Here is a 25,991-nt window from a genome sequence, read left to right as displayed (position 1 = left end):
TCTGTCCAATGAGGCTCCGATGTTCGATCTGATCGTCAGAAATGCAAATCTCCCCGATGGCCGAAAGGGGATCGATATCGGCATCCAGGGCGGCAAGATCATCGCTGTCGAGCACAATCTCCAGGCGCAGGCGGGGGAAGAAATTGACGCGACCGACCGGCTGGTCAGCCCGCCCTTCGTCGATCCGCATTTCCATATGGACGCCACCCTGTCGCTCGGCCTGCCACGCATGAACGTATCCGGCACGCTGCTCGAGGGCATCGCGCTCTGGGGAGAGTTACGCCCGATCGTGACGAAGGAAGAACTGGCCGATCGTGCGCTGCGCTATTGTGATCTGGCGGTGACGCAGGGCCTGCTCTTCATCCGCAGCCATGTCGATACCAGTGACCCCAGACTGGTGACCGTCGAGGCGATGATCGAGGTGCGCGAGAAGGTCGCGCCCTATATCGATCTCCAACTGGTCGCCTTCCCGCAGGACGGTTATTACCGCTCGCCGGGCGCGATCGACGCGCTCAACCGAGCCCTCGACATGGGCGTCGATATCGTCGGCGGCATTCCGCATTTCGAACGGACGATGGGCGAAGGGACCGCTTCGGTCGAAGCGCTCTGCCGCATCGCCGCCGATCGCGGCCTGCCGGTCGATATCCATTGCGACGAAACCGACGATCCGCTCTCGCGCCATATCGAAACGCTGGCTGCGGAAACCATCCGCTTCGGCTTGCAGGGGCGCGTCGCCGGCTCGCACCTGACCTCGATGCATTCGATGGACAATTATTATGTCTCCAAGCTTATTCCGCTGATGGCGGAGGCCGAGATCAACGTCATCCCCAATCCGCTGATCAACATTATGCTGCAGGGCCGGCACGACACCTATCCGAAACGCCGCGGCATGACCCGCGTGCGGGAGCTGATGGATGCCGGGCTCAATGTTTCCTTCGGGCACGATTGCGTCATGGATCCCTGGTATTCGATGGGGTCGGGCGACATGCTGGAGGTCGGCCATATGGCAATCCATGTCGCGCAGATGGCCGGCATCGACGACAAGAAGAAGATCTTTGAGGCGCTGACCGTCAATTCGGCGAAGACGATGGGGATTGCAGGTTACGGCCTTGAAAAGGGATGCAGCGCCGACCTCGTCATCCTCCAGGCCAGCGACACGCTGGAGGCGCTGCGGCTGAAGCCGAACCGGCTGGCGGTAATCCGCCGCGGCAAGGTCATTGCGCGATCGGCGCCGCGCATCGGTGAGCTTTTCCTGGATGGGCGCCCGGCACGGATCGACGGCGGCCTGGATTACGCACCTCGTTATTGAGATGCGATGAAAGCAAAAGGGCCGCGAAGCCGCGACCCCTTCATCCGTCTTAGCCTGGAGCCTATTTCTTCGAGGCTTCGTAGAGCGCCTTGGTTTCGGCGTTCATTGGGTAGAGGCCGGGCAACGGCGTGCCTTCATCGATCCTGGTCATGATCCAGGCTTCCATGCGCTCCTGTTCCGGCGCTTCCGCCAGCACGACGTCGAGCAGATCGGCTGGGATCAGCACTGCGCCGTCCTGGTCAACGACGATGACGTCATCAGGAAAGACCGCAACGCCACCGCAGCCGATCGGTTGCTGCCAGGCGACGAAGGTGAGGCCGGCGACCGAAGGGGGTGCTGCGACGCCGCGGCACCAGACCGGCAGGTTGGCATCGAGCACGCCGGCAAGGTCGCGTACGACGCCGTCGGTGACGAGTGCGGCAACGCCTCTCTTCTGCATGCGGGCGCAGAGGATATCGCCGAAGATGCCGGCATCGGTAACACCCATCGCATCGACGACGGCGACACAGCCTTCCGGCATCGCCTCGATCGCGGCGCGCGTCGAGTTCGGCGAGGCCCAGGATGCCGGCGTTGCCAGATCTTCGCGAGCCGGAACGAAGCGCAGGGTGAAGGCCGGGCCGACGATGCGCGGCTGGCCGGGCTTCAGCGGAACGGCGCCGCGGATCCAGACGTTCCGCAGGCCCTTCTTCAGAAGAACGGTCGTCAGGGTCGCCGTCGAGACGGTCTTGAGGGTTTCTATCGCTTCAACGCTGAGGGGCATCGGGTATCGGTTCCAATTCGGTTTCTGTCAGATGCTCTGGATCATGCCGCCATCGACGCGGATCACCGATCCGGTAAGATAGGAGGCAGGCTCGCTTGCCAGGAAGGTGACGACATTGCCATATTCTTCCGGTCGGCCATAGCGGCCGAGCGGAATGCTGCTGGTGCTCTCAGTGACAACGTCATCGACGGAGCGGTTTTCGCGTTTGGCCTTCTGCTCGTCGAGGAAGGTGATGCGGCCGGTGGCGATCCGGCCCGGCAGGACGATGTTGACGGTGATGCCGTCGCGCCCGACCTCGCGCGCCAGTGTCTTCGACCAGCCGACCAATGACAGGCGCAGTGCATTCGAGATGCCGAGATTGGGGATCGGCGCGACCACGCCCGACGAGGTCGAGGTGACGATGCGCCCCCATTTGCGCGCCCGCATCTCAGGCAGCACCCGATCGGTAATGGCGATGACGGAGAGGACCATGCTCTGGAAATACTGGTTCCAGATCGTCGGATCCTGGCCGGAGACGGTGGTCGGCGGTGGGCCGCCGGTATTGTTGACGAGGATGTCGACCGGTCCGAACTGGCGCTCGATTGCAGCGACATGCGCATCGATCGAACCGAGATCGGAAAGGTCCCATTGCAGCGCCAGCGCCTTGCCGCCTTCGGATTCGATCGCAGCCGTGGTCTTCTCAGCGACGGCGAGATCGATATCCGCCGCGGCAATTCTGGCGCCTTCGCGCGCAAGCTTGACGGCAATCGCGCTGCCCAGTCCGCCGCCGGCGCCAAGCACCAGGGCCGTCTTGTCCTTCAGGCCGAAATCCATTTCATCTCCTCATATGGTCGGGCCATCTTTCGGAGCAATGGATCGTAAATAAAATATGGCTTCTGCTTCGTTCAAGAGATAGAAAAACCATCGATGGACACACGCTTTCTCGAAACCTTCATCGTCGTTGCCGAGCGGCACTCGCTGGCAGAGGCCGCGCAGCGGCTGAACCTCACGCCTGCGGCTGTTGCCCAGCGCATCCGCGCATTGGAGACCGAGCTCGGGGTGCGGCTGCTGGTGCGCTCCGGCCGCGTCATGCGGCCGACGGAGGCGGGTTTTGCCATTCTCGACCGCTGTAGGGATCTGGTGCGCGATACGCGCGACCTGAAGGCGATGGCCGGCACCGCGACGATTTCGGGCGAGATGCGGATCGGGGCGATCAATACGGCACTGACCGGCATCGTTCCCGGCGTTCTCCACCGTCTCGCCCAGGATTACCCGCTGATCGAGATCTTCCTCAAGCCGGGCGCGTCGATGGACCTCTATGCCGAGGTTCTGAACGGCGCGCTGGACGCAGCCTTCATTATCGAGCCGCGATTTCCGATGCAGAAGACGCTGACTTTCAACAAGCTACGCCAGGAACCCCTGGTGCTGATCGCTCCGCGACACTGTGAGGGGGCGGATCCGTTTGAACTGTTGAAGTCTCTTCCCTTCATCCGCTACGACCGCAACCAGTGGGGTGGTCACATCGCCGATGAATATCTGCGCGAGATCGGCATCCATCCGGTCGAGCGTTATGAACTCGACGCGCTGGAGGCGATCGCAGTGATGGTAGACCGCGGTCTCGGAATCTCGATCGTGCCGGATTGGGCGCCGCCCTGGCCGGCGGGATTAGATATCGTCAAGCTGCCCCTGCCCCGCTCGTCCGCTGTGCGCACGGTCGGCATCGTGAAGACGCGATCCTCGCCACGGGCAAATCTCGTCGCCGCACTTCTGGAAACCAGCCGTGCGGCGATGGGGCTCTGATCAATTTCAGGCGATCTTCTGGCGGACCGGCAGTTTCCAGCCGGGTCGGACGAAATGGCAGGTATAGCCATTCGGAATCCACTCCAGATAATCCTGGTGCTCGGGTTCGGCTTCCCAGAAATCGCTAACCGGCACAACTTCGGTGACGACCTTGCCGGGCCACAGGCCTGATGCGTCGACATCGGCGATCGTGTCTTTGGCGACGCGCTCCTGCTCAGGGCTGACGTAGAAGATTGCCGAGCGGTAGCTCAAGCCAACGTCGTTGCCCTGGCGGTTGCGCGTGCTCGGGTCGTGGATCTGGAAGAAGAATTCGAGGATTTCCCGATAGCTGATCCTTGAGGGATCGAAGATGATCTCGATCGCCTCGGCATGGGTTCCGTGGTTGCGGTAGGTGGCATTCGGCACATCGCCGCCGGTATAGCCGACGCGGGTCGAAATCACGCCCTTGTATCGGCGGATCAGGTCCTGCATGCCCCAGAAGCAACCGCCGGCGAGGACTGCACGTTCTTCGGTCATTGGATATCTCCTTTTCCGCAAGAGATAGTATCTCCTGCCGCCGATTTCCACACGGTGCAAAGAGCACAGCTGTGCAATTTCCTCCAGATACGCCCGATCTGTCATGTCGATGTTACGCGCCGGCGCTAGCAAGGCCTCAGACAATCCTGCGGAGGCTGAGCCTCGACACCTGATGGAGACGGTTATGAATAGACGCGAATTTCTGATCACATCATCAGCTGCAGCTGGCCTGCTGGCTCTTCCGCGTTTCGCATCGGCTGCGGCCGGCACGATCGATCTCTACAGCGGTTCGGATGCCAATATCGTCGACCTCTGGAACAACGTCATCCGCCCGGCCTTCGAAAAGGCGCATCCGGGCGTCGCGTTGAAGGTGACCGACGCCGGCGACAATAATGGTCTGCGCGCCATCGCCGACCGTGCGCTCGCCGCGCTGAAGACGAAGACCGATCCGCAGGCCGACCTTTTCGAGCAGTTCGATCCGCGCCTGCCATCCGGCGGCGTGGATGCCGGGCTCTGGGTGAAGTTCTCCGCCGAGAACATCGAGGGCTATGACCATATCAATCCGCTTGCCTTCGATACTCCCTACTCCCTTCCCTATCGCGGTTCGCAGGTCCTTCTCGCCTATGACACGACCAAGCTCAATCCGAAGGATGCGCCGAAGAGCTGGGATCAGCTCACCGCCTGGATCAAGTCCAATCCGGGCCAGTTCATCTACAACCGTCCTGACAAGGGCGGTTCGGGCGGCAACTTCGTCCGCCGCGCGATCCATGAGGCCAATGGGCGTGATCCGAAGAAGTTCAAGATCGACAATTTCACCGCCGACTTCGCCACTGAGACGTTGACGCCGGCCTGGAAGATCCTCAACGACCTCGCGCCTGCGCTCTACGACAAGGGCGCCTATACGGCCGGCAACACCCAGTCGATCCAGTTGCTCGCCCAGGGCGTCGTCACCATGGTGCCGGTCTGGTCGGACCAGGTGCTACAGGCGATCTCCCAGGGTGTGCTGCCTGATACGACCGGCCTCGTGCAGCTTACCGATCTCGCCCTTTGCGGCGGTTTCTCCAGCATCACCGTCTTCTCCAACGGCGCCAACAAGGATGCGGCGCTGAAGCTTGCCGCATTCATGCTGACGAAGGAAATGCAGGAAGCGATCATCACCGAGATCGGCGGCTTCCCCGCCATCTCGTGGGATCACATCTCCGACGATCTTCGCAAGAAATATGCCGACGTCATTCCCTCGACCATTCCGACCTTCCCGGGCGGCGATTGGGAAAAGGCGATCGCCGACGGCTGGTACCGCAACGTTGCTCCTGGTATCAGCCGCACCTGATGTCCACTGACACTGCGCCGGCGGTTCTGCGCCGTCTCCGGTCCATCAACAGGGGGAGCTCGATCGGGCTCCTCCTCGTTGCTCTGCCGGTCTTCCTGGTTGCATGGCTGGTCGTCTTTCCGATCTTTTCGGCGGTCGTCGGCACAATCTTCGTTCGAGGCCCTGACGGAGCGACGGAATTCTCGCTTGCCTCCTACCGCTTCTTCTTCACCGACGGCTACAGCCTCGGCAATCTGTGAGCTGACGCTCTGGACCACCGCCGTCTGCGGTATCCTGCTTCTGGCGATCGGCCTTCCGATCGCGCTTTACCTTCGGTTCTCGGAGGGGCGATTTGCCGCCTATGTGCAGGCTCTTGCGATCTTTCCGATGTTCGTGCCGTCGATCATCCTCGCTTATGCGCTGATCAGGACGATCGGGCCGAACGGCACCGTCGACCTGTTGCTGAATTCCGTCGGCCTGCCCAAGCTGCGCACGCCCTATCTGACGCCGTGGGGACCGGTCATCGGCCTCGTCTGGGACAATCTTCCCCTGACGGTGCTGATGCTGACGGCAGGGCTTTCTTCCGTTTCGAACAGCGCGATTGAAGCCGCCCGCGATGTCGGCGCAAGACCGCTTCGGGTCTTCGTCTCGATCATCCTGCCGCGCATGGGGAACTCGCTGCTGGTGACCGCTTCCTTTGCCGTGCTTGGCATCTTCTCCGCCTTCACCCTGCCCTATGTGCTCGGCTCGGCGTCGCCGGAGATGATGGGGCCGTTCATGCAGCGCACCTTCGCCGATATGAACGACCCGCTGAACGCCATGACCCAGGCCGTCATCACATTCGGCTTCTGCCTGATCTTCGGTATCCTCTACATCAGGTCAATCGCCCGCAACCGCGAGGCCCGGCCATGAGTGCCGGCAGATCGAGCTTCGGCCCACGCTTCGACTGGATAGGCCTGCTCTTCGCCTGCCTGCTGACGCTGTTCATCGCGCTGCCGCTGATCGTTGTCGGCACATGGGCCTTCACCGAGGTCTGGCGTTACCCGTCGGTGATCCCGCAGCAGTTCGGCCTGCGTTTCTGGGGCCAGACGCTGGCGCGCGGGGATGTCTGGGACGCTCTCTTCCTCAGCCTGCGGCTGACGACGACGGTGACCATTCTTTCCGCCGTCATCTGCCTTCCCGCCGCGTATGCTTTCGCGCGCATGCGCTTTCCCGGCAGGAACATCCTGTTCCTGTCGTTTCTGGCATCGCATGCCTTTCCGAAATTCGGCCTGCTCGTCGCCATTGCCGGCATCTTCCTGCAGCTCGGCTTGATCAGCACCTTCTGCGGCGTCGTGCTGATCCAGCTCGTCGGCACGCTGATGCTGATGATCTGGATCCCCGTCGCAGCCTTCCAGAATGTCGACCGGCGCATGGAAGAGGCAGCACGCGACGCCGGTGCAACGCCGCTGCGCGTCTTCTGGTCGATCACACTGCCGCAGGCCGCACCGACGATATCAGCCGCGCTGCTTTTGACCTTCGTCGGCACCTTCTATGAGACCGAAGGCGCCTGGCTGATCGGCGCGCCTGAGATCCGCACCATGCCGGTGCTGATGATCAGCTTCATCAACAACCAGATCGTCGTGCAATACGGCGCCGTACTGTCAGTCATGCTGTGGGTGCCGTCCTTCATCGCGCTGATGTTTGCACGCCGGGTGATCGGCACCGGCGCCTTTGCGAGAGGCTTCGGCGCATGAAACGCCACGTGTCAGTCCAGGGAAGGGTTTGAGAATGGCACATCTTTCGATCGAGGGCGTTTCGAAGCTGTTCGGGACCAGTTTTGCCGTTCGCGACTTCTCGCTCGAAGTCGGCGACGGCGAGCTCGTATGCCTGCTCGGCCCATCCGGTTCCGGCAAATCGACGCTTCTCAGAATGATCGGCGGCTTCGAGCACCCGAGCGGCGGAACCATCCGCATCGATGCGAAGGATGTGACGACGCTGCCGCCCGAGCGGCGCCCCACCGGCATGGTCTTCCAGAGCCATGCGCTCTGGACGCATATGGACGTCTTCAACAATATCGCCTTCGGCCTGAAGCTCCGCCGGCTCCCGAAAGCGGAAATCCGTGAGCGTGTCGAGGATGCACTGGCGCTTGTCGGTCTTGCCGATTACGGCCGCCGGATGACGACCCAACTGTCCGGGGGCCAGCAGCAGCGTGTTGCCCTTGCCCGCTCGTTGGTGCTCGAGCCGAAGATCCTTTTGCTCGACGAGCCATTCGCCAGCCTCGACCAGCACTTACGCGAAAGGCTGAGGGAGGAGGTGCGCGATATCCAGCAGCGCCTCGGCATCACCACGCTCTTCGTCACCCATGGCCAGGACGAGGCCCTAGCGCTCGCCGACCGCATCGTCGTCATGCGCGACGGAGGCACCGAACAGATCGCGCCGCCGAGCACCGTCTACCGGCAGCCGCAGACTGCCTTCGTCGCAGGTTTCATCGGCTCGATGAATTTTGTCCAGAGCCGCATCAGAAACGGCGTCTGCGAGCATCCGCTGTTTACGCTTGCCGTTCCCGTCGAGGACGGGCCGGTGACGCTTGCCGCCCGCCCGGAAGCGCTGACGATCCGCCCCTCGGAGCGGGTCGATGCCGCGACAGTCCATCGCACCGTCGATTTCGGCACCCACAAGATGGTCGATGTCGATCTTGCCGACGGCACCCGTCTGAAAGCGATGGTGGCGCCGGATGATCGGATCCGGGCCGGGATGAGGGTCGAGCCGAGCTTTGCCGGCTTTTTCGTCTTCCGCGACAACGAGCTCGTCCACGCCGAGTTGCAGATCATGCCGCAGTACCTCGGCGACCGCATTAAGTCGCACACATAGATGCCATTCGGCATGAACGGCGCTTCAAGCTGTTGACTACGCCAGCTCACGCCGTGTGATCTGATGCCAGGTCTGGTGTTTCGAACTAAAGTTAAAGTTTAGTCCGCGTTTTCCATGGTCTTTTTGTGTATCCGCGGTTGTGCGGAGCGACCGCCATTTCGATTATCTGAAAAAATTCAAACAGAAATGAAGGAATTTTACACGAGTGCATTAGTACATTTACATATTATAAACGTCTTTATTTAAGAATTAGCACTACCAAAAGTAATGGTATTTGATGGGTTTCCGCACGCGTTAACGGCCCATTGTGAAACGTTGGAGGAATGAATGTTGGGATTTGGCGCTGGCGCCGATGCAAAGGCCGTTCTCGAAGCGATGAGCAAGTCTCAGGCGATCATCGAGTTCAAGCTTGACGGTTCAATCATCTTCGCGAATGAAAACTTTTGCCGGGCGCTCGGTTATCAGCTTTCTGAAATCGTTGGTCAACATCATCGCCTCTTCGTCGATCCGGCAGAAGCAGCCAGCTCCGACTACAAAGACTTCTGGGCAAAACTGGCGCGCGGTGAGTTCGATCAACGGCAGTATAAGCGCATTCGCAAGGACGGCACGGAGGTCTGGATCGAAGCCTCCTACAACCCGGTCTTTAGCGGTGGCAAACCCTATAAGGTCGTCAAATTCGCGACGGATATCACCGCGCAGAAGCTGAAGGCGGCCGAAGATGGCGGTAAGCTGAACGCCATTTCGCGCGCCCAGGCGGTCATCGAGTTCACGCCGAAAGGCGAAATCGTCAACGCAAATGACAATTTCCTGACGACACTCGGTTATGAGCTGACGGAAATCCAGGGCAAACATCACTCCATGTTCTGTGAGCCAAGCTATAGCAACAGTGAAGATTATCGTCGGTTCTGGACGAGGCTTGCCGCAGGAGAATTCGTTGCGGATGAGTTCTTGCGTATCGGCAAGGGCGGCAAGAAGGTCCATATCCAGGCATCGTACAATCCGATCTTTGACATGAACGGCAAAGTGTTCAAGGTCGTCAAATTTGCGACCGATGTCACCACGCGCGTCGGAAATGTCGACCAACTCGCGGGAGCGCTGAAGGCTTTATCAGATGGCGATCTGACTCAGACCATCGCCATGCCCTTCCTGCCCACCTTGGAGAAGCTGCGCGCTGATTTTAACGACGCTTCATCGAAGCTTCGCGTTACACTGCAGACAATCTCGCAGAACGCTGGCGCCATCGCTGCGGCATCGCAACAAATACAATCTGCCTCGAACGATCTCTCCAAGCGTACCGAGCAGCAGGCTGCTTCCGTCGAGGAGACGGCCGCAGCGCTTGAGGAGATCACAACCACCGTCGCTGATTCCAGTTCCCGCGCCCAGGAAGCAGGGCAGCTTGTTCGCAAGACCAAGGAGAACGCGGAGAATTCTGGCAACATTGTCAGTCAAGCCGTGGATGCGATGGGTAAGATCGAAAAGTCCGCCGGCGAGATCGCCAACATTATCGGCGTGATCGACGAGATCGCTTTCCAGACTAATCTTCTGGCGCTCAATGCCGGCGTCGAAGCGGCCCGAGCCGGCGACGCTGGCAAGGGGTTCGCCGTTGTTGCCCAGGAAGTTCGCGAACTCGCCCAGCGATCGGCAAAGGCGGCAAAGGAGATCAAAGAGCTGATCAATGCCTCGAACGAACACGTCAAAAGCGGTGTTGCCTTGGTTGGTAATACCGGCAAGGCATTGCAGGAAATCGTGACCCAGGTGGTGCAAGTCGACGGTAATGTCGGCGCCATCGTCGAAGCCTCCAAAGAGCAGGCAACGGGTCTCAAGGAAATCAACACCGCCGTCAACACGATGGACCAGGGCACACAGCAGAATGCCGCCATGGTCGAGGAGACGACGGCCTCGGCGCATAGCCTTGCCAAGGAAGCAGAGCAGCTCTTCGATCTCCTCGGTCAGTTCAACATCGGGACAGGTGGCGGTGCATCTCGTGCTGCCCCGGTTGCAGCCGACCGGCATTTGCGGGCTATGCCGTCGCCAGCCCGTCAGATGACGGCGAAGGTGGCCCGAGCATTCAACGGGAATGGCGCGCTTAAAGGCGGCGACAGCTGGGAGGAGTTTTGATGGCGTCGATATCCAAAAATCGCGAGGGACGTACGTCTCTTGAAATCATTGCATTCCAATTGAATGGTCAGAGCTTCTGCATCGAGACCACCTCCATTCGAGAGATACGTGGATGGGCGGCTTCGACGCCGATCCCGCACGCGCCGCCGGAAATGGTCGGTATCATTAACTTGCGAGGCGTCGTCATTCCCACAATCGACTTATGTCGCAAGCTGGGGATGCCGTCGTCGGAAGCGACCGAACGCAGTGCAATCGTGGTCGCGGAAGTTCACGGCAAACCGATCGGCCTAATGGTGGATCAGGTCACTGATATGCTTTCGATCAACGCCGATGATCTGCAACAGGCTCCAGAGATTGTCAGTTCGCCGGACCGCTCATACTGTGAAGGAATTATCACTCACCAGTCTGGGATGATTTACTTTCTCAGCTTGACCAGAATGTTCGCTGACGACGACAAAGCATTGGCCGCTTAGTTGTCCCGGTTCGGCGTTCAAATCAAAGAGTAGAGCATGATGTCGTCCGAAATCCGCCCATAGAAATCATGCTCTAGCACCGCGCCAACACAGTTGTCGGCCTGGCATCCGCTCGTGCGGAAGCGGGATAATTGCACCGGAATGCGACGGTTCATGTCTTGATCTGGAAGCCTCCCAGCAGCCATGGATGTAACGCCTTGCTGGCGGCCAGGATATCGCTCTTTCCGACAACCTTAGCGCCGGAAAAACGGGTGACGATGCCGCCCGCCTCTTCGACCATCAGTGCCGAGGCGCCGAAATCGTGGAGAGACAGCCCGTCTTCGAAGAACCCGTCCAGCCGGCCGCAGGCGACATAGGCGATCGACAGTGCCGCCGAGCCAAGGCGGCGCACGCCTGCCGTATTCGCCATCAGGCGTTTGATCGCATCGAGATAGATCTCTTCGGAAACCGCCTTGAGTTGGCCCGGGATCGGCAGGCCGGCGCCAACGAGCACATTTTCGATGTCGCCGACATCGGCGCAGCGGATGCGCTCGCCGTTCAGATAGGCGCCGCCGCCAATCTCGGCGCTGAACAACTCGTCCTGCATGGCATCATAAACGACGCCCATGACGAGCCTGCCGCCTTCGACGATCGAGATCGTCATGCCAAAATGCGGAATGCCCCAGGCGTAATTGGTCGTGCCATCGATCGGGTCGATGTAGATGATTGGCGTTTCCGGACCCGCCGTGCGGTTGCCGACGGCTTCCTCGCCCTGGATGGCATAGTCCGGGAAGGCCTTCGTCATCTCGTCGACGATGATCCGCTCGACGGCAACATCGATTTCGGTCTGATAATCGCGCGGCGCCTTGGCGAGCATTTCTGCCGACGTTCGTCGCCGCAGGGAGCCGCGGGCGGTTTCGCCCGCCTTCAATACCGTTTCGGCAAGCACGACGAGGCGGGACGAGGCGGTCGGGGAAAGACGCGCGAAAATCGGGGAAGTTGTCATGAGAAAAGTCCGGATGCTGCTGATATGACGGAGTGAATCGCGAGGAGCCCATCCCTTCGCAGAGGCTGATGATGGTTTTATGAAGCTGCAAGCCACACCGAGCGGCTATCTCAGGATCGCTTCAAGCTCGGAAATGGTCGGAAATGCCTTTCTTGTTCCATGTCTTGAGACGGTGATGGCTGCGGCTGCAACTGCGTGTTCGATGGCTAGCCTGTCCAGCCGCTTCCCGCGCAGCGCGCAGGATGCAAGTGCTGCGGCCATGAAGGTATCGCCTGCGCCCGTTGTATCCACAACATCGCAGACCTGGGCGGGCACTTCGATGCTATCGTGCCGGTTCACGAGCGTCGCGCCGTCGCCGCCCAGCGTCAGGACGATTTCACGCAGGCCGCGGCTCAGGAGATATTCGGCAGCATCCCTGCCCGTCGTTCCCGTCAGGGCCTGCGCCTCTCCCTTGTTCAGGAAGGCGATGTCGATCAGATCCCAGAGATCGGAGAAATAGGAGCGCACCGGCGAGGGATTGAAGGCGGTGACCATGCCGATCGCTCTCGCATGTTCGAGAATGTCGCGCGTCGTCCGGTCGGAGAGGTTGCCCTGCAGCATCATCAGATCGCCGGAGCCGGCCGTCGACAGGATACGCCTGACATCGGAGAGGGACAGGCTTTGCGCCGATTCCGTCGTCGTGACGATGGCATTTTCGCCGCCCGGCAGCCGGAAGATGATCGAGACGTCGCTCGATGCATCTTTCATTTCGATCAGTTCGCTCCGAAGCGGCTCGTCCGCGAGGTAACGGCGTATCGTATCGGCCCTCGCATCCCAGCCGACGGGCGCCACCAGCGTTGTCGGAACGCCGCAGCGAGCCATGACGACCGCCTGGTTCGTGCCCTTGCCGCCGAGATCGCTGCCCCCGGCATTGCCCAGGATGGAGGCGCCGATGACGGGAAGTTCGGAAACGGCGATGGTTTCGTCGATGGCGACGTTACCGATTATGTAGGCGCGCATGCATCCGCTTTCGCAAGGTGAGGCTAAGGGTAAGGCGCATCGTGAAAATCGACCTCGAGCTGCATCGCCCGGCCGAAGATCGCGCTGAGCCGCGCTTTTTCATCCTCTTCCAGCGTTTCTCCTGCCATGTCGAGTTCATTCTTCAGCCATTGCGCCTGGGCGGCGAAGTTCGGATCGACATGCAGGTCGACCCATTCTTTCAAGAGCGGATCGCTGATCGGGCAACTGGCCGCCGCCTTCGACCAGGTCCAATACATCCACTCGGCCGCAAACATCGCCGCGACCGTGTCGAGGAAACCGCCTTGGCGGGCGATCTCCAGCATGCCGGTGCGAAAGGCCTCGACCTCGGCGATGCCGGTGTCGAAGGACGAGGGGTCGATGCCGCGGCTGGCGAAGGTGCGCTCGAAATAGGCGATTTGCTCGTTGGCGAGCGCATCGAGAACCGCGATCAGCCAGCGCTTCTGCATCATCGTCTTGGCGGTCGCCGCTGCATAGGCGAAGATCGAGATGGCGCTGTCGACGAAGGCGCCTTCATAGACGAGATAACGTTCGAAAGCCGCCTTGCTCAGCCTGTCGTTCTTGACGTCCTCGACGAAGCGGTGGCTCAACATCGTCCGGAAGACAGCATCGTTCTCGCGCAGGATGCGGGCCGAAAGGCTCTCTGCCGCCATGCTCAGCCCTCCAGTCCCGGTTCGGCCGCCGCCCGGAAGGCGCGCACCCGCTCGATGTCGACCGGGTTCCACCAGACGCCGCCGTGCTTCAACGAAGACGCAACGATGACGCCGTTGGTGCGGGCGAGAATATCGACGATATTATCCTTGTTGACGCCGGAGCCGACGAGCAGCGGCAGGCGTGTCGCCGCACCGATCTCCTCGATTTCTTCCATCGTTGCCGCATTGCCGGTTCGCTGGCCGGTGGCGATGACGCCGTCGGCATCGAAGAAGGCGAGATCGCGCGTCAGTTCTTGGATCGAGCGGTCGGCGACGATGGCGTGGCTGCCATGCTTGACGTGGCTGTCGGCAAAGACCTTGATGTGCTCGGCCCGGAGCAGCGAGCGGTAGCGCATCGCCTCGGCCGCCCTGCCCTCCATGAAGCCTTCATTGGCGACATAGGCATTGGCCCATTGATTGACGCGGATGAATTTGGCGCCACCCGCCATGGCAATGGCGAAGGCTGGAATCGGTGCGTTGGCCAGCACGTTGACACCAAGCGGAATGCCGGCGGCGCGCGCGATCCGGTCGGTGACGACGGACATGAAGCCGGTCGTCTCGGGGCCGATATCCTCGGGCTTCGAGAACGGCACATCGCCGTGATTTTCGATGATCAGCCCATGCAGGCCGCCTTCCACGCAGGCTTCGGCGTCGCGCATACACGCGTCGTAGATCGCATCCATCGCAGCCCCCCGGTAGCGCGGCGCGCCCGGAAAGGCCGGGCAATGGATCATGCCGATCAGAACCTTGTCCCTGCCGAAGATATCCCTGATGGCGTTGGACGGCCTTTCCGAAATTTCCTGCATGTCATTCCCTTTCCAATTCCTGCCGCGCGCTGAAATCACGCCTGCTTTTCGGTGAGCCAGCCGAGGATGTTCTTCCAGAGCCGGCCATAACCCTCCCATTCGCAGAAAGCGGGCGAGAGCCAGTGCGGGCCGATATCGGACGTCCAGGCCGCCGTCCGCCCAATGCCATGCGTGCCGACGACGAGCAGCGGATGGCCGCCCTGATCGTCAGGCAGACGTGCGACGATCTCGACGTCGGCACGGTCGCGCACTTCGACCTCGTTGACGCCGAGAAGCACCGGCCAGGCGCCTTCAAGCCCCTGCATCGTCGGATGCTCCGGCTTCACCACTTCGGCAACGGTTCCCTCGGGAATTTCGACGCGGTCATCATAAGGCAGGCACGAGACGGGCAGCGTGTCTTCGACGGGGGTGCGCCGCCAGCGCGCCTTGCCGTCGATGCCCTGGAAGGAGAAGTAGCCGCCGACCATCAGCAGGCCGCCGCCCTTCTCCACCCATGCCTTCAGAAGCTTCAGCCGGTTCGGCACCGTGCGCGAATGCAGCCACACATCCGGCGGCAGCAGCAGCGAGTTGGCGCCGATATCGGAGAGAATGATGGCGTCATAGGCGTCGAGCCCGGCCATATCGAAGGGGAATTTCTCCACTGCCTCGTGCGCCGGCATATAGGCGAGCTCGAAGGCGCTGCCCGCGAGGGCCTTCACCAACGGTTCGGCGCCGAGATGGAAGGTGACGCTGCCGAACTGGTCGAAGCCTTTGTAATGCGTGGCGGAGCTGACCCAGCTCTCGCCGACAAGGAGGATTTTTTTTGTCATGGTCTTCCGTTTACCTGTGATCGATTGAACTGATGGAGCTAATGCATGTCGCCCAAAAGTGTGCAGCGGTTTGGAACAACGACATGCATAAATCAAAGACCTAAAGCGCGTCGCATGACTCCGGTTTGACGCGACGCGCTTTAGCCTCCGGCATGAAAGACGCGGCGCGGATTGCTGCGCATCATTTCGTCAAGAACCGTCCTGTCGAGGCCGTGCCGCTGAAGACGGGGAAGGAAGTGGCGAAGGATATAGGCGTAGCCGTTGCCGCCGTAATGCGTCAGCATCATCTTCAGAAACACGTCATGCGACAGAAGAATCCGGTCGAGATAACCGGCCTCGACAAGACGCACGATCGCGCACGCCGCCTCCTCGTCGCTCGGGCACTGCACCTGCTGGTCGGCATAGAAGAAATCCATGCCGATCATGTCGTATTCGATGAAGGCGCCACGCTCTGCCAGCTCGCTCTGATAGGCGATGTCGTCATGCGAGGGGTTCATGTGGCAAAGGACGGCGTGGCGGAGATCCGCTCCCTCTTCGGCGACCACGTCGAGCACGCGGTGGCCGAGACGGAACCAGCCTGGCAGATGCACCATCAGCGGAAGTCCAGTCAGCACCTGCGCCCGGGCAGCACCGCGCAGCGATTTCTCCTCCTCGGCGGTGAAATCCGAGGAGACACCGATCTCGCCGATCAGGCCGATCCTGACGCCGGTGCCGTCGACGCCTTGCTTCGCCTCGCGGACGATCTCCAGCGCAATGTCATCGACGCTCATCGCGGCGACGCCTTCCGGATGCGAGGAGCCGAGGTAATAACCCGCGCCCATCACGATGTTGAGACCGGATGCTTTCGAGATGCGCTGCAGCGCCAGCGGATCACGGCCGATGCCCTTGCAAGTCGGTTCCACCACGGTGCGCCCGCCCGCCGTAGCGAAGTCCTTGAGTTCGGCCACCGCCAGATGTTCGTCGTCGAGCGTGATATTGTGCTTGTTGACGAAGGGATCCTGCCTCAGTTCGCCGAGGATCTCCATGCAGACGAAGCTTTCGGCGAGATATTGCCGTTCCGGCGTCTTCGGCGCGTGCCACCAGCAGCGGCAGTCGTTGAGGATATGCTCGTGCATCAGCGTCACGCCGAGCGCATCCGCCGAAATCGGACCGGTGACGGTCATCACCTTGCCGGATCGGACATGCGCTTCGGACAGGCTTTCTGCTGTCTGTTCGCTCATCGCCTCATCCTTTCCTGCCCAGCCGGAAATGGAAATTGGCCGTGAAGATGCGGGTGTTCAGCCAGATGGCGACGAGGATGATGGCGCCGGTGACGATCTGCGTGAAGAACGGCGATATGTGCATCAGGATCAGGCCATTGCCGATGACGGCGATGGTCAGCGTGCCGAGCACCGTGCCGAGAATGGTGCCGCGTCCGCCCATCAGCGACGTTCCGCCGAGCACGACGGCGGCAATCACCTGCAGCTCGAAACCGACGGCGGCATTGGACGAACCGGAGCCGAGGCGAGCGGCGATCAGCAGGCCGGCGACAGCGCAGGCGACGCCGGAGATGATATAAACTGAGGCAATGATCCATTTGGCGGGCATGCCGACACGCCGAGCCGCCTCCATGTTGGAGCCGACCGCCACGACCTGCCGGCCATATTTCGTCGCGGTGATGACGACATAGCCGAGAATGGCGATGATGACGGCGATGACCGCCGGGATGGGGAAGCTCAGGATTTCGCCCCGGCCGAGCGCGAAGAAGCCCGGCGCGTCCTTGATCGGGATGGAATAGCCCTGGGTCAGATAGAGCGCCAGACCGCGTAGGATCGAGAGGCCGGCAAGCGTGACGATGAAGGCCGGGATGCCCTGATAGGCGACGAACCAGCCCTGGACCAGGCCCATGAAGCCGCCGAGCACGATCATGCCGATGACCACCGACGGCCAGGGAACACCCATAGCAATGACGATCGCCGCGACCGCATTGACGAGCGCGACCTGCGAGCCGACCGAAAGATCGATGCCGCCGGTGATGATGACGAAGGTCATGGCGATGGCAACGATCAGGATGGGAGCAGCCTGCCGCACGATGTTCAGGATGTTGCCGAGTGTGAAGAAGGTTTCGCTGCCGATCGAAAAGAAGATCATGCAGGCCAGGAAGAAGATGGCGATCGACAGGACCTGTGCGTGTTCGCCGAAGAAATCGGCGATGCGCGAGCCGCGGCCGCGTTCCGTATAAGCCGTCATTGTCTGGCTCCTTCACCGACGATCAGCCTGACGAGATCTTCGAGATTGGTGCTGCCGATCTGCCGTTCGGCCACCTTCGTGCCCTCGTACATCACCGCGATACGGTCACAGACCCGGAAGAGATCCTGCAGCCGGTGGGTAATGAGGATCACCGAGACCCCGTTCGCCTTGACGCGGTTGATCAGGGCCAGAACCGCCTCGACCTCGGCGACGGCAAGTGCTGATGTCGGCTCGTCCATGATCAGCACCTTCGGCTTGAAGGAGGCAGCGCGTGCAATCGCGATCGCCTGACGCTGCCCGCCGGAGAGCTGGGCGACCTTGCCGGTCAGCCTCGGGATGCGGATCTCAAGCGAATCCAGCATCTTGCGGGCTTCGGACAGCATCGTCCTGGTGTCGAGAAACGGCCCGCGGCTGAGTTCGCGGCCGAGGAAGAGATTGCCGACGACATCGATATGGTCGCAGAGGCTGAGATCCTGGAACACCATTTCGATGTTTCTGCCGCGCGCATCCGCGGGGCCGGAGAAGCGAACCTCTTCGCCTTCCATGGTGATGGTGCCAGCATCGGGAATGTAGGTTCCCGAGATGATTTTTGTCAGCGTCGACTTGCCGGCGGCGTTATCGCCGACAAGGCCCAGGCATTCGCCGGGGAAGATGTCGAGATCGACGCCGCGCAGGGCCTGGTGCGAACCGAACGACTTGCGGATACCGCGCAGCGAGATGCGCGGGTCGGATCGAGTGCCGCCGGATGTTCCGGCTCCGGAGGGGCCGACCCCTCCGGAACCGGCGGCAGCGATGTCACGCTGTCCACTTTCGATCATTTGAAGACGGCCCGGTACGGCTCGACATTCTCCTTGGTCACGATGGTGATCGGCACCGAGATCGTCTTGGTGACGGCCTCGCCGGCCGAAGCCTTGACGAGCGCGTCGACGGCGGCACCGCCCATTGCGGCCGGATCCTGCTGGACGACGGCGACGACGAAGCCGGCATCGATGCCGGCAATGGCTTCGGCAGTCAAGTCCCAGCCGAACACCTTGATCTTGTCCTGCTTGCCCTGACTCTGGACGGCGGCTATCGCCCCCATCAGGGCCGGCTCGCCGGTGGCGTAGATCGCGGTCAGGTCAGGATTGGCGGTGATCAGGTTTTCTGCCGCCGCAAGGGCGTTGTCCTGGATGTTCTGGCCGTCGACGACGCCGGCCATTTCAATGCCGTCGACGCCTTTCAGGGTCTTCTCGAAGCCGTCCTGGCGGATATTCTGGATGAACGAGTTCAGCGCACCGACGACGCCAAGCTTGGCCTTGCCGCCCATGTTCGCCTTGACGTAGTCGAGGAAATATTTGCCCATGTCGGCGCCGGCTGCGGCATTGTCCACGCCGATCTGCGCCTTCTGCGGGCCATCCGGCAGGATGGCGTCGATGGCGACGACAGGAATGCCGGCATCGGCCGCCTGCTTGACCGCTGGCATGATGCCGTTGACGTCGATCGCCACGACGGCAAGACCGGAGACCTTTTCCTGGACGTAGGTTTCGATCGCGCTGTTCTGCGCGGTCGTCTCGTTGTTGGCGTTGAAGATCACCAGTTTGACGCCTGCGGCATCGGCCGCCTTCTGGGCGCCCTCATTCATCTGATTGAAGAAAAGCGCCTGCTGGTTGATCTGCACCAGTGCGACGGTCTTCTTTTCCTGTGCCGCAGCGCTGGACAGGCCGATGAAGGTCAATGCCGTGAAGCCGGCGGCTGCGATCATCGTTCGTCTTGTCAAATTCCGTGTCATGTTCTCATCCTCTTTTGGTTTTTTGACGTTGCTCATTGTTATTTCGCAGGCGGCGCAACGGAGTTCCGCACCACGATTTCGACAGGCACCAGTTCTTCCGAGGCGGATGGTTTCCACTCGTGCCAATTGGTTTCCAGAAGCAGCTCCAGCGACCGCCGGCCGATCTGGCGCACCGGCTGACGGATGGCGGTCAGCGGCGGTGCAAAAAGATGAAGCGGACCGACATCGTCGAAGCCGATGACCGAAATGTCATCGGGGATCGAGACGCCTTGGCTTCTGAAGACCTCGACCAGCCCGATGGCGATCTCGTCGGAGCTGGCGAAGATCGCCGTCGCTTTTCGATCGCCCGAGAGATAGTCGAGCGCAGCCTCCCGACCGTATTCGATCGTATATTCGCCGGCATAACGATCGGCCCGGGCCTCGTCGCCATGCCGTTCCCTGAGCGCCTTCAGCAGGCCGTCATAGCGCCTGCGGGCGCTGATCATGCGCTCGTCGCCGCCGATGAAGAGGACGTGGCTGTGGCCCTGCTCGGCCAGATGCCGGCCGGCGAGATAACCGCCCTGTTCGTTGTCGCAGAACAGCTTCGGCGCCTTCGAATCGGGAATGTCCTCGTCGACGATGATGACCTTGCCGCTGCCGTTGATCAGCGCGGCAAGCGCGCCGTCATCAGGGTGGTTGGTGACGAAGATCAGGCCGTCGACGTGATTGCGCTCAATCAGCTGCAGATATTCAACCTCGCGTCCCGGCCGGTTGAGCGTCGCGTGCAAGGAGACCGCGAGCTTCTTTTCATCGGCCGCCTGCTCGACGGCGGCGACGAGGGTCGCGAAGAAGGGATTGGCGATATCGGGCACGACGAGGCCGATCGTGTCCGAGCGCCCCCTGCTTAACCGCCGCGCATGCGGGTTCGGCCGGTAGTTCAGCGTCTTGATCGCATCCTCGATGCGCTTCTTGGTCTGAAAGGGAAGATCGAGACTGCCGTTGACGAAACGCGACACGGTGGTGACCGACACGCCGGCGGCCGCCGCAACATCCTTCAAGCTTGGTGTCGTTCCCTTGGCCATTGATTGGACCTATTGTAAAGCGGTTTTGTAAAGCGGTTTAGTAAAGCGCTTTACAAAACAATATCGATTGCTCGACGTTGTCAACAGCGATGATCGTTCAGGATTTGTTTTTCTTGCGATCCAATCGAGCTCGACCGGACAGGCCCTCAGGCGAACGTCGGGTCGAGCTTGTCGCGCAGCCAGTCGCCGGTGATGCTTTCGAGATCTGACTCGACGGTGTCACCCGGTTCGATTTTGACAATTCCAAGCCGACGGGCCGCGGCCTTTATATGACGTGATCCGTCGACGCGTCGAAGAGATGGATCTGGTCCGGATCGACCGAAAGTCCGATCATGTCTCCTGCCTTGACCCTGTCTCGGCGCGTCTCGACGATCGTCAGTTCCGGCTGAGTCTCCGCGACGATGAAGGTCGAGGAGCCGGTCGATTCGACGAAGGCGATCGGCACATCGAAGCTGCCATGTCCGGGCTCGACGACGCCGATATGTTCCGGCCGGATACCGGCGATGAGATTACGTCCGGGCTCGATGGCGCGGGTGATCGCAAGCGTCTGCTTCACCGCGCCGAAGTCCAGGATCAGGCTCTTGCCGCCTTCCGCGGCAATCGCGGGAATGAAATTCATGGCCGGCGAGCCAATGAAACCGGCAACGAACCGGTTTGCCGGCCGGTCGTAGAGGTCGAGCGGCGCGCCCTGCTGCTCGATGATGCCGTCGCGCATCACCACCACATGGTCGGCCATCGTCATCGCTTCGACCTGGTCGTGCGTCACGTAGACGAAGGTTGCGTGCAGCCGGTCGTGCAGCGACCGGATTTCCTTACGCATGTGGACGCGAAGCGCAGCATCGAGATTGGACAGCGGCTCGTCGAACAGGAAGGCCTTCGGATGGCGGATGATGGCGCGGCTCATGGCGACACGCTGGCGCTGACCGCCGGAAAGCTCGCGCGGATAGCGCTTCAGGAGATGCGAAAGACCCGTCGTCGCCGCCACGTCCTCGGCGGCCTTCTTGGCCTCCGCCTTGGCGATGCCGCGGATGCGAAGGCTGTAGGTGAGGTTTTCCTCGACCGTCATATGCGGATAGAGCGCATAGGACTGGAAGACCATGGCGACGTCGCGCTTGCGCGGCGGCACGCCGTTCATCAGGTCGCCGGCGATCCTGAGATCGCCCGACGAAATGCTTTCGAGGCCGGCAAGCGAGCGCAGCAGCGTGGACTTGCCGCAGCCCGAGGGGCCGACGAGCGCGACGAAAGTGCCCTTGGCGATCGAAAGGTCGATGTTCTTCAGGGCGTGGAAGGCGCCGTAATATTTGTTGACGCCTCTGAGCTCGATTTGTGTGGTCATTTGAGGGCTCCAGAGGTGAGGCCGGATACGATGCGGCGCTGCAAGAGAACGAAGATGGCAAGGATCGGCGTCACATACATCGTGGCGTAGGCCATGATGTTGTTCCACTCGTTGGTGTTCGGTCCCATGAAGGAATTGAGACCGACGCTTGCCGGCTGAAGGTCGACCGCCTGGATCATCGACTTCGAATAGACGAATTCGCCGAAGGCCTGCATGAAGATCAGGATGGCGCTGACCAGGATGCCGTTGCGGGCAAGCGGCAGCACGATGTTGAAGAAGGCGCCGACGCGCGAATTGCCGTCGACGAGCGCCGCCTCCTCCAGTTCCTGGGGAACGCTCATGAAGGTGGCGCGCACCAGAATGACGAAGAAGGGCATGCTCTTTGCCGCGACCGCGATGATGACGGCAAGGCGTGGATAATTCAGCATGCCGATCTGCGAAAAGCCGACGAAGATCGGCGTGATCATCAGCGAGGCCGGCAGGACCTGCAGCATGAGGATAAGAAAGAGACCGATATCCACCCAGACATTGCGGTATCTGGCGAGCACATAGGCGCAGCCGACGCCAAGCAGCGTGATGAGCGCCATGGAGCCGAGAGCGATGACCAGCGAGTTCCAGAGATAGCGGCCCATGTCGCGGCTTTCCCAGACATAGGCATAGGTGCCCCATTGGGGTGCAGCCGGCCAGAAGCTCGGCGGCGTCGCGAACATCTCCGAGCCGCTTTTCAGCGCGGTGATGTACATCCAGTAGAGCGGAAACAGATAGATCCCCGCCATGACGATCGATATGGCGAGCATCAGGCGGTCGCGGTTCGTCGTAATCATCCGCGCACCTCGTGGCGTGTGGACCGGACATAGACGACGGACGCGAACATGACGAAGACGATCATGATGACGGAGATCGTTGCGCCCTTGGCGAAGTCGTATTGGCGGAAGGAGAGATCCCAGGCCCAATATTGCGTGACGTTCGATGAATTGTTCGGCCCGCCCGACGTGATCGCGGCGAAAAGATCGAATTGCTGCAAGGTGAAGATCAGGCCAAGTGCGATGATGGCGCCGATGGTCGAGCGCATCATCGGCAGCGTGATCGTCCAGAAGCGCTGCCAGACATTGGCGCCGTCGAGTTCGGCCGCTTCGTAGAGATCGGCGGGAATGCCGGCAAGGCCGACGGAAAGCAGGATCATGTTGAACGAGGTGCCGAGCCAGACATTGGCGATGATGACGGCATAAAGCGAATAATGCGGGTCCGAGCGCCAGAAGATGTTGCCCGAGATGATGCCGCTTTCCTTCAGAATGAAATTCAGCACGCCGAAATCGCCCGACAGTATCCAGTTCCAGATGGCACCGACGACGAGGCCGGGCATCACCCAGGAGACGAGGAACAGGCCGCGCATCCATGAGGCGCCGGGAAAATTGACCCAGAAGAACAGGGCCAGGCCGAAGCCGATCAGGAACTGGCCGGCGATGGAGCCGACGACGAAGATGACGGTGTTGTAGAGGATCGGCAGCGTTTCCGGCTGCGCGAAGAGGTCGGTATAATTCTTGAAGCCGACGAAGGGACGCGAGAAGGTCCCGAGGCTGAACATGTCGACCTCCTGGAAACTCATCACGACATTGTAGATCAGCGGCAGCCCCGCCATCAGGAACAGAAAGCCGAGCGGGAAAGCGACCAGCACGATATCGAAACCGCGGCCGTCCCTGACGCTCATCAGGATCCTCTTCATGGGTCCTCCGATACTCCGAACGGGGCCGCCTGGCGCATGATGCGGAAGACGGCCCCTGCCGGGAGGAAATGATGGGATGAACCGAGGCTCATCCGGTTAAAAGACGCTTTGCTTCCGGCTCCTCTTCTCCCCGCCGGGGAGAAGAGGGAGCAAACGGCGGCCCCGGCCCTTCGCGTTGGGCTCAGGGCGTTCGTCGCTGCAATCGATTCACTGGATCGATTGCTTCGGCTACGCCGAACCGCGCCTCACCCCAAGACAGCCTTGATCTTGTCGGCGGCCTGGTCGAGCGCGTCCTTCGGGCTCATCTGGCCGGTCAGTGCTGCCTGGATAGCGTCCTGGATCGCCTTGGAGATCTTCGGCCATTGCGGATGCGGGCCGCGCGGCTTGGCGTATTTCAGCTGTTCGAGGAAGACCTTGAGGGCGGCATCCTTCAGCGGCTGACCGGTTTCCGGGATCGAAATGTCGGAACGGGCCGGAAGCTGGCCGAAATTCTTGAACATCTTGTCGTCCTGCGAGGCGAAATATTCGAGCGCCTTGAAGGCTTCGGCCGGATGTTTGCTGGTGGCGAAGATCGCCCAGTTGAAATCACCCATGGCCGAGGACCGTTCAGCCCCTTCCTTGGGAACCGGGAGCAGTGTGACGCCCCAGTCGAACTTCGCTTCCTGCGTCATGCGGTCCAGCTCCCACGGACCCGAGATCGCCATTGCCGCATTGCCGGAATTGAAGGTGCCGGTCGAATCCCATTGGCCGCGCGTCAGCGTATCGGGAGAAGCGAGCTTCTCGTCCATGATCGTCTTCCAGATCCCGAGCGCCTTCACCGCACCATCAGCATTGATGTGCTCATAGCTGCCGCCGCCCATCTGAGCCCAGGGAAGGAACTGGAAGGTGCCCTCCTCGTTGGCCTTGGCCGAGAAGGCGAGACCGTAGACGTTTTTGGCGGGGTCGGTCAGCTTGCGTGCATCCTCGACGAGCTCGTCCCAGGTCTGCGGCGGCTTCGCCGGATCGAGGCCCTTGGCCTTGAACATGTCCTTGTTGTAGTAGAGCGCGATCGTGTTCGTTGCCTTCGGCACCCCAAAATACTTGCCATCCCACTCGACCGATTTCAGCGGGCCAGGGAAATAGTTCTCAGGCTTGATGACGGTCGATTTGGCGATCATGTCGGTGAGATCGAGGAAGGCGCCGCGCGACGAAAACAGCGCATGCTCCGGATTGTCGACGGCGATGATGTCGGGCGCCTGGCCGGTCGCATAGGCACGCATCGCCTCGGTGACGACGTCGTCGAACTGGATCAGCCGGTATTCGATCTTGATGCCATTGTTCTGGGCGTTGAACTCCTTGACGAGGTTCGGCGCCGGCTGGGTGTCCTTATCCAGCGACCAGAGCGTCAGTGTGACGTCTTCGGCCTTGGCCGAAAGGCCGAATAGCGAGACGCCTGCAAGCGCGAGAGCGCCCAGAATTGCATATTTGCGGATAGCCATGGTTCTCCTCCTTTGTGGTTATCCCCGTTTCCGGCAATTCCTCCTTGCCGGAAACGATATCATCAGATGGGATCGACGACGAATTCGCCGCCCCGGGCATGCTTGAGGTGGTTCAGCGCATAGACCTGGCCGGTCATTTCAAGCGCGTCGCGATAGACCGGGTCGTGCCAGCCTTCGATGTCGATCGAGCCCGACCAGCCGGCAAGGCGCAGCTCGGAAATGATGTCGGTCCAGTTGCTGTCGCCGAAGCCCGGCGTGCGCATGAAGACGAATTTCTCCTTGCCGAAGATACCGTGTTCCTTGATGACTTCCCAGCGGATGGTCGCGTCCTTGCCATGGACGTGGAAGAACTTATGCGCCCATTTGCGGATCTGCGGCAAAGGGTCGATCAGATAGACCATCTGATGGCACGGCTCCCACTCCAGCCCGATATTATCGTCAGGCGTCTCGTTGAACATCAGTTCCCAAGCATCGGGATTATGCGCGATATTCCAGTCGCCGGTCGCCCAGTTGCCGTCCATGGCGCAATTCTCGAAAGCAATCTTGACGCCCTTGTCGGCGGCACGCTTGGCGAGTTCGCTCCAGATCTGCTTGTAGCGAGGCAGGCTGTCGGTCAGCGGCTTGCCGCGGATGCGGCCGGTGAAGCCGGCAACGCAGGTGGCGCCGAAGTGATGGGCTTTGTCGATACAATGCTTCCAACCCTCCAGCGTCTCGAGGTCGATTGCGGTCTCTTCCAGCGGATTGCCGAACATGCCGAGCGTCGAGATGGTGATGTCGCGGTCGCCAATCGCATCGAGGCAGCGCTTGCCGAGTTCGGCAAGGTCCTGGCCCTTGGTCGTCTGCCAGAAGAAGGGCTCGAAGCTTTCGAAGCCCATGCCGGCGATCTCGCCGATGCGGGCTGCGGCATCGCCCTTGTTGCCGCTGACCATGGTGCCGATTCGAATGGATTTTGCAGGGTTGCTCACGTCAC

General features: G+C 61.1%; 25 protein-coding genes and 1 pseudogene. 8 read left to right on the top strand and 18 right to left on the bottom strand.

The window, feature by feature from the left end; translation table 11 throughout:
• The first annotated feature begins 19 nt into the window (after positions 1-19).
• Entirely contained in the window at positions 20-1,309 is a 1,290-nt protein-coding gene (locus ELH03_RS30915; RefSeq protein WP_130767288.1) for an amidohydrolase family protein, read from the top strand.
• A gap of 61 nt (positions 1,310-1,370) precedes the next feature.
• On the opposite strand, the gene ELH03_RS30910 is transcribed toward ELH03_RS30915, so the two are convergent.
• A complete protein-coding gene (locus tag ELH03_RS30910) occupies positions 1,371-2,069 on the bottom strand; it encodes a ribonuclease activity regulator RraA (RefSeq protein WP_130767287.1) in 699 nt (232 codons plus the stop codon).
• A gap of 27 nt (positions 2,070-2,096) precedes the next feature.
• On the bottom strand, positions 2,097-2,882 hold the full coding sequence (locus ELH03_RS30905; protein ID WP_130767286.1) for an SDR family oxidoreductase: 786 nt from the start codon (positions 2,880-2,882) through the stop codon (positions 2,097-2,099).
• A 93-nt stretch (positions 2,883-2,975) separates the two neighbouring features.
• Between ELH03_RS30905 and ELH03_RS30900 the strand changes: the two genes are divergently transcribed.
• On the top strand, positions 2,976-3,848 hold the full coding sequence (locus ELH03_RS30900; RefSeq protein ID WP_130767285.1) for a LysR family transcriptional regulator: 873 nt from the start codon (positions 2,976-2,978) through the stop codon (positions 3,846-3,848).
• 6 nt (positions 3,849-3,854) lie between these two features.
• On the opposite strand, the gene msrA is transcribed toward ELH03_RS30900, so the two are convergent.
• Positions 3,855-4,364, bottom strand: coding sequence for a peptide-methionine (S)-S-oxide reductase MsrA (gene msrA, locus ELH03_RS30895; protein ID WP_130767284.1), 510 nt, complete (start codon positions 4,362-4,364; stop codon positions 3,855-3,857).
• Between the two features lie 184 nt (positions 4,365-4,548).
• On the opposite strand from msrA, the gene ELH03_RS30890 reads away from it, so the two are divergent.
• The 6 genes and pseudogenes from ELH03_RS30890 (at position 4,549) to ELH03_RS30865 (ending at position 11,117) form a co-directional block, all read left to right on the top strand.
• Positions 4,549-5,694 carry an extracellular solute-binding protein gene (locus ELH03_RS30890; RefSeq protein WP_130767283.1) on the top strand — a complete coding sequence of 382 codons (1,146 nt, stop codon included), beginning with the start codon at positions 4,549-4,551 and terminating at the stop codon, positions 5,692-5,694.
• Positions 5,694-6,585: pseudogene (locus tag ELH03_RS30885) on the top strand (ABC transporter permease). The gene ELH03_RS30890 and the pseudogene ELH03_RS30885 overlap by 1 nt, the downstream one beginning before the upstream one ends.
• The gene (locus ELH03_RS30880; RefSeq protein WP_130767281.1) at positions 6,582-7,409 is read left to right on the top strand and encodes an ABC transporter permease; all 828 of its coding nucleotides are present in this window, start codon (positions 6,582-6,584) and stop codon (positions 7,407-7,409) included. Before ELH03_RS30885 ends, ELH03_RS30880 begins: the two are co-directional and overlap by 4 nt.
• 34 nt (positions 7,410-7,443) lie before the next feature.
• On the top strand, positions 7,444-8,526 hold the full coding sequence (locus tag ELH03_RS30875; protein ID WP_130767280.1) for an ABC transporter ATP-binding protein: 1,083 nt from the start codon (positions 7,444-7,446) through the stop codon (positions 8,524-8,526).
• 327 nt (positions 8,527-8,853) lie between these two features.
• Positions 8,854-10,644 carry a methyl-accepting chemotaxis protein gene (locus tag ELH03_RS30870; RefSeq protein WP_130767279.1) on the top strand — a complete coding sequence of 597 codons (1,791 nt, stop codon included), beginning with the start codon at positions 8,854-8,856 and terminating at the stop codon, positions 10,642-10,644.
• A complete protein-coding gene (locus tag ELH03_RS30865) occupies positions 10,644-11,117 on the top strand; it encodes a chemotaxis protein CheW (RefSeq protein WP_018069369.1) in 474 nt (157 codons plus the stop codon). The genes ELH03_RS30870 and ELH03_RS30865 overlap by 1 nt, the downstream gene beginning before the upstream one ends.
• Positions 11,118-11,268: 151 nt before the next feature.
• On the opposite strand, the gene ELH03_RS30860 is transcribed toward ELH03_RS30865, so the two are convergent.
• The 15 genes from ELH03_RS30860 to ELH03_RS30790 all read right to left on the bottom strand — a co-directional run bounded on the left by ELH03_RS30860 (position 11,269) and on the right by ELH03_RS30790 (position 25,986).
• Positions 11,269-12,102, bottom strand: a complete 834-nt coding sequence (locus ELH03_RS30860; protein WP_130767278.1) for an inositol monophosphatase family protein — start codon at positions 12,100-12,102, stop codon at positions 11,269-11,271.
• 105 nt (positions 12,103-12,207) lie between these two features.
• The gene (locus tag ELH03_RS30855) at positions 12,208-13,101 is read right to left on the bottom strand and encodes a ribokinase (RefSeq protein WP_130767277.1); all 894 of its coding nucleotides are present in this window, start codon (positions 13,099-13,101) and stop codon (positions 12,208-12,210) included.
• A gap of 23 nt (positions 13,102-13,124) precedes the next feature.
• Positions 13,125-13,772, bottom strand: coding sequence for a TenA family protein (locus tag ELH03_RS30850; protein ID WP_130660027.1), 648 nt, complete (start codon positions 13,770-13,772; stop codon positions 13,125-13,127).
• Positions 13,773-13,774: 2 nt separating this feature from the next.
• Entirely contained in the window at positions 13,775-14,617 is an 843-nt protein-coding gene (locus ELH03_RS30845; RefSeq protein ID WP_130660028.1) for a BtpA/SgcQ family protein, read from the bottom strand.
• 35 nt (positions 14,618-14,652) lie between these two features.
• The gene (locus ELH03_RS30840; protein WP_130660029.1) at positions 14,653-15,426 is read right to left on the bottom strand and encodes a glutamine amidotransferase; all 774 of its coding nucleotides are present in this window, start codon (positions 15,424-15,426) and stop codon (positions 14,653-14,655) included.
• A 140-nt stretch (positions 15,427-15,566) separates the two neighbouring features.
• A complete protein-coding gene (locus ELH03_RS30835) occupies positions 15,567-16,646 on the bottom strand; it encodes a phosphotriesterase family protein (protein WP_130660030.1) in 1,080 nt (359 codons plus the stop codon).
• Between the two features lie 4 nt (positions 16,647-16,650).
• On the bottom strand, positions 16,651-17,655 hold the full coding sequence (locus tag ELH03_RS30830) for an ABC transporter permease (RefSeq protein WP_130660031.1): 1,005 nt from the start codon (positions 17,653-17,655) through the stop codon (positions 16,651-16,653).
• Positions 17,652-18,473: an ATP-binding cassette domain-containing protein gene (locus ELH03_RS30825; protein WP_130660032.1), complete on the bottom strand. Its 822-nt coding sequence runs from the start codon at positions 18,471-18,473 to the stop codon at positions 17,652-17,654. Before ELH03_RS30825 ends, ELH03_RS30830 begins: the two co-directional genes overlap by 4 nt.
• Positions 18,470-19,423, bottom strand: a complete 954-nt coding sequence (locus ELH03_RS30820; protein ID WP_130660033.1) for an ABC transporter substrate-binding protein — start codon at positions 19,421-19,423, stop codon at positions 18,470-18,472. Before ELH03_RS30820 ends, ELH03_RS30825 begins: the two co-directional genes overlap by 4 nt.
• A 38-nt stretch (positions 19,424-19,461) precedes the next feature.
• Complete coding sequence (locus tag ELH03_RS30815; RefSeq protein ID WP_130767276.1) at positions 19,462-20,484, bottom strand: LacI family DNA-binding transcriptional regulator; 1,023 nt, start codon at positions 20,482-20,484, stop codon at positions 19,462-19,464.
• 265 nt (positions 20,485-20,749) lie between these two features.
• On the bottom strand, positions 20,750-21,820 hold the full coding sequence (locus ELH03_RS30810) for an ABC transporter ATP-binding protein (RefSeq protein ID WP_130767275.1): 1,071 nt from the start codon (positions 21,818-21,820) through the stop codon (positions 20,750-20,752).
• Complete coding sequence (locus tag ELH03_RS30805) at positions 21,817-22,644, bottom strand: carbohydrate ABC transporter permease (RefSeq protein ID WP_128409543.1); 828 nt, start codon at positions 22,642-22,644, stop codon at positions 21,817-21,819. Before ELH03_RS30805 ends, ELH03_RS30810 begins: the two co-directional genes overlap by 4 nt.
• Positions 22,641-23,543 carry a carbohydrate ABC transporter permease gene (locus tag ELH03_RS30800; protein WP_003552007.1) on the bottom strand — a complete coding sequence of 301 codons (903 nt, stop codon included), beginning with the start codon at positions 23,541-23,543 and terminating at the stop codon, positions 22,641-22,643. The genes ELH03_RS30805 and ELH03_RS30800 overlap by 4 nt, the downstream gene beginning before the upstream one ends.
• 245 nt (positions 23,544-23,788) lie before the next feature.
• Positions 23,789-25,021 (bottom strand): ABC transporter substrate-binding protein, encoded by a 1,233-nt coding sequence (locus ELH03_RS30795; RefSeq protein ID WP_128405604.1) that lies wholly within the window; start codon positions 25,019-25,021, stop codon positions 23,789-23,791.
• A 62-nt stretch (positions 25,022-25,083) separates the two neighbouring features.
• Positions 25,084-25,986 carry a sugar phosphate isomerase/epimerase family protein gene (locus tag ELH03_RS30790; RefSeq protein WP_130767274.1) on the bottom strand — a complete coding sequence of 301 codons (903 nt, stop codon included), beginning with the start codon at positions 25,984-25,986 and terminating at the stop codon, positions 25,084-25,086.
• Positions 25,987-25,991 lie beyond the last annotated feature (5 nt).

The sequence above is a fragment of the Rhizobium beringeri genome, from assembly GCF_004306515.1.
GTDB lineage: Bacteria > Pseudomonadota > Alphaproteobacteria > Rhizobiales > Rhizobiaceae > Rhizobium > Rhizobium beringeri.
Note: the sequence above shows the minus strand (reverse complement) of the source record. Positions and strands in the feature narration are given on the sequence as shown.